This window comes from Microcoleus sp. LAD1_D3 (assembly GCF_036702135.1).
GTDB lineage: Bacteria > Cyanobacteriota > Cyanobacteriia > Cyanobacteriales > Microcoleaceae > Microcoleus.
Map to the genome: position 1 here is coordinate 1 of NZ_JAUBSB010000131.1, position 3,581 is coordinate 3,581.

At 49.0% G+C, this 3,581-nt stretch carries 3 protein-coding genes and 1 riboswitch; all 3 genes read left to right on the forward strand.

The window, feature by feature from the left end; genetic code table 11:
* Positions 1-155 precede the first annotated feature (155 nt).
* Positions 156-235, forward strand: a riboswitch (adenosylcobalamin-variant (AdoCbl-variant) riboswitch).
* 8 nt (positions 236-243) lie between these two features.
* The 3 genes from cobG (at position 244) to QUA74_RS29385 (ending at position 3,336) form a co-directional block, all read left to right on the forward strand.
* Positions 244-1,821, forward strand: coding sequence for a precorrin-3B synthase (gene cobG, locus QUA74_RS29375; RefSeq protein WP_333336249.1), 1,578 nt, complete (start codon positions 244-246; stop codon positions 1,819-1,821).
* A 178-nt stretch (positions 1,822-1,999) separates the two neighbouring features.
* Positions 2,000-2,629, forward strand: coding sequence for a precorrin-8X methylmutase (locus QUA74_RS29380; protein ID WP_015176091.1), 630 nt, complete (start codon positions 2,000-2,002; stop codon positions 2,627-2,629).
* Positions 2,626-3,336: a precorrin-2 C(20)-methyltransferase gene (locus tag QUA74_RS29385; protein WP_333336252.1), complete on the forward strand. Its 711-nt coding sequence runs from the start codon at positions 2,626-2,628 to the stop codon at positions 3,334-3,336. The genes QUA74_RS29380 and QUA74_RS29385 overlap by 4 nt, the downstream gene beginning before the upstream one ends.
* The last annotated feature ends 245 nt before the right edge of the window (positions 3,337-3,581 follow it).

A 3,581-nucleotide genomic window follows, 5' to 3' on the forward strand; every position in this document is an offset into this window, starting at 1 on the left:
TTAACGGTATTGTTAACGTTTGTAAAGAGGTTTGACGACAGTTAAACTGATGACTGTGATTAGGAAAGCTGATGAAAGGAGAGAGGGACGATCACCAGAAGTTTTGTTAAGAAAGTTGAGGGTTTTGCTTTCTGTGGGTCGGCTTGTGATATATTTCTCAAACCTGAAAGCGGGAAAGTCCGGTGCAATTCCGGCGCTGTGCCGCAACTGTAAAAGTCAGAATGCCGATTTCGGGGGCGCTTTGTGGGCGTTTACTTTTGGATTCCCTGCGTAGCACGGGGAGGAGATTATTTGTTAGCTTTGACTGATTTGCCAACTTGTCCGGGTTTATTTTATGGTTCCCAAGCCCGAGACGGAGTTTTATCGAGAATGCGGATTCCGGGGGGAATTTTAAACGCGCAGCAGTGTCAGACGATCGCGGATTTGGCTGATCAATACAGTACCGGCTGTTTGCAAGTGACAAATCGGGCAAATTTGCAAATCCGAGAAGTGAACTCGGAAATTGTCCCGGAAGTCTGGAACCGCTTGCAGGAATTGGGGATAGCGTCTCGTCGCGTTGAAGTTGACCCGATTCGCAATATTATGGCAAGCCCGACAGCCGGGATCGATCGCCAGCAGTTACTCGATACTCGCCCGCTAGTCAAAGCTTGGGATGATTACCTGCAAACACATTCCGAGTTTTCGGAACTTTCGCCTAAGTTCAGTATTGGCTTCGACGGCGGGGAATCGGTTTCGATCCAGGCTTTACGCAACGATATTTTATTAGCTGCTGAAGGGCGTTCAACCCAATCAGAAATCGTTTTTCGGCTGCATTTAAACGGCGATACAGGGATTTTAATCCAAGAATCGCAATGTATTTTAGTATTAGCCGCCCTCGCTAGCACCTATCTTGAATACACCAAAAATCGACCTCGAATTGATGGCAAAAAACCGCGTTTGCGTCACCTGCTGGCAGATTGGGGCGCTGAACGTTATCTAGAAAGGGTACAGCAGAATTTACCATTTTTATGGCAATTCACATCTTGCACATTTCCCAAAAACAGGCAAGATGCCTGTTCCACAGAGAGTGAATTTCCTTGTGGGGTGGGCATCTTGCCCGCCGGCTTGATCGACTCATCTGCAAGGGCGATCGAACAATCCCGACATCTCGGCCTTCATCCTCAACGACAGTCGGATTTATCCTACATGGGAATTGCGCTGCCTCTCGGTAGGCTAGAATCAAAGCAACTGCGGAATTTGGCAAATTTAGCCCAAAATCTAGCCAGCGGTACCCTGAGACTTACGCCGTGGCAAAATCTATTGATTTCTGATATCCCCAACTCCCAGCTTTTTGAGATAAAACAGCAAATCGCCGATTTGGGATTGCACTCGTCGGCGACTCGCCTAGATTCCTGCTTGGTGGCTTGTGCCGGCAGCAGCGGCTGTGCGTCGGCGGCGACAGATACTCAAAGTCACGCCCTATCAATGGTGAGGGATTTAGCGCAAAAATTGACGATCGACCAGCCGATTAACATTCATTTCAGCGGCTGCCAAAAGTCCTGCGCCCAGCATCGGCCCATTGATATCACACTGGTGGGAATTCAGATTGAGCGAGGACACGAGACGATCGAAGGTTACGACATTTATGCGGGTAGAAAAGATTTGCCCTTCGGGCGACCAATTTTTCCGGCGGTGAGTGCGGCCGAGATGCCCGGTGCGATCGAGCTTTTGTTGCAGGTGTATCAGCGGTTTCGAGAACCTTTGGAGTCATTTGGTGAGTTTGTTGATCGCCAGGCGATCGACCAATTGCAGGAGTTGTTGAACACCGAAAATCGGAATTGAAAGTCAAAAAATATCCCATGAAAACAGACAAATTTTAAGCATTTCTCTTCCTCTCTCTCTTGATATTTCTTCCTTCGCGTCCTACCCTTCGGGAACGGCTTCGCCGAACGCGCCTTCGCGGTTCATTCAAAAAATCTATTTCACAAATCCCACAAAATTCCCATAGCAGTTTTAAAGAATGATTGACTATATTCGAGACGGAACAGAAATCTACACCAAATCCTTCGCCACAATTCGAGCCGAAGCAGATTTGTCAAGCTTGCCACCCGATTTAGAATCGGTAGCCGTGCGACTAATTCACAGTTGCGGCATGACCGATATTGTTACAGATTTAGCAGCTTCCCCCGGTGCAGCCACCTGCGGACGCCAAGCCCTCTCCGCAGGCGCGCCGATTCTGTGCGATGCCCGGATGGTAGCCGAAGGCATCACTCGTAAACGCCTTCCCGCTGACAATCCGGTGATTTGCACCCTCTGGCATTCCGAAATCCCGGAGTTAGCGCGACAAATGGGAAATACTCGCTCGGCAGCGGCCCTGGATTTATGGCTGGACAACTTGCAGGGTGCGGTTGTGGCAATTGGCAATGCCCCGACTGCTTTGTTCCGACTGCTGGAAATGCTGGATGCCGGAGCACCCAAACCGGCTTTAATTCTGGGTTTCCCGGTAGGATTTGTGGGGGCTGCCGAATCCAAAGCCGAACTGGCAGCCAACAGTCGGGGAGTGCCATTTATTACGTTGCACGGGCGGCGCGGTGGCAGTGCAATGGCAACGGCGGCCGTGAATGCGTTAGCGAAAAAGGATGAATTATGACTAAGGCTACTGGTAAATTGTACGGTTTGGGTATTGGCCCTGGCGATCCAGAGTTGATTACTTTGAAAGCTTATCGGATTTTGCAATCGGTGCCGGTGATTGCCTATCCGGCGATGGAAAATGGTAAGGTGCTGGCGCGGGCGATCGTCGCAGATTATCTGCGCCCGGAGCAAATTGAGATTCCGATGCCGTTGCCTTTTAGTCCGACGCGATCGTCTCAACCTTATTATGATATTGCTGCCGAGAAAATTGCCGCACATCTGAGCGAGGGACAGGATGTGGCGGTGCTATGTGAGGGCGAACCTTTTCTCTACGGCTCGTTTATGTATCTATTCAACCGTTTGTCGGCGACATTTACCACTGAAGTTGTGCCGGGAATTTCTTCGACAATGGCGAGTGCGGCTGCGTTGGGAGTGCCGCTGACTTATCGTAACGATGTGTTAAGTATTATGCCTGCGACGCTGGATGCTGAGGTTTTGCGCGATCGACTGGCGGTTGTTGATGCTGCTGTGATTATTAAGCTGGGCCGGCATTTTGCGAAAGTCCGGGACGTGCTGATTGAGTTGGGACAGTTCGATCGAGCACTGTATATAGAACGCGCAACTATGCCGAATCAGCGAATTCGGGCGATCGCAGATGTCGATCCCGCTGAAGTTCCCTATTGGGCTCTCATTATGATACCCAGCCAGCAAAAGTCTGTATCTTAATATTTCCATGCCTGAAGGCGACGCGCTTCCAGGCTTTACCTACTTTTTTGTGCATTCTTACCTCTTTATCCAGTTTTCTTCATACTGATAAGTTAAGCTTATGACTGTCATTAGTTTATCTGTTGTTAAAAAACTTTACAAACCTTAGAATATGCTTTATGTTTATTTACATGGCGGAACACAAAGCCGTCACGAACATTGAAAACCAAATAAAGCAATCATAAACAAATGACAACAACCTTACA

Coding starts and splice junctions, on each gene's coding strand:
- QUA74_RS29380 (WP_015176091.1), top strand. CDS start 2,000: ATGATTGACTATATTCGAGACGGAACAGAAATCTACACCAAATCCTTC.
- QUA74_RS29385 (WP_333336252.1), top strand. CDS start 2,626: ATGACTAAGGCTACTGGTAAATTGTACGGTTTGGGTATTGGCCCTGGC.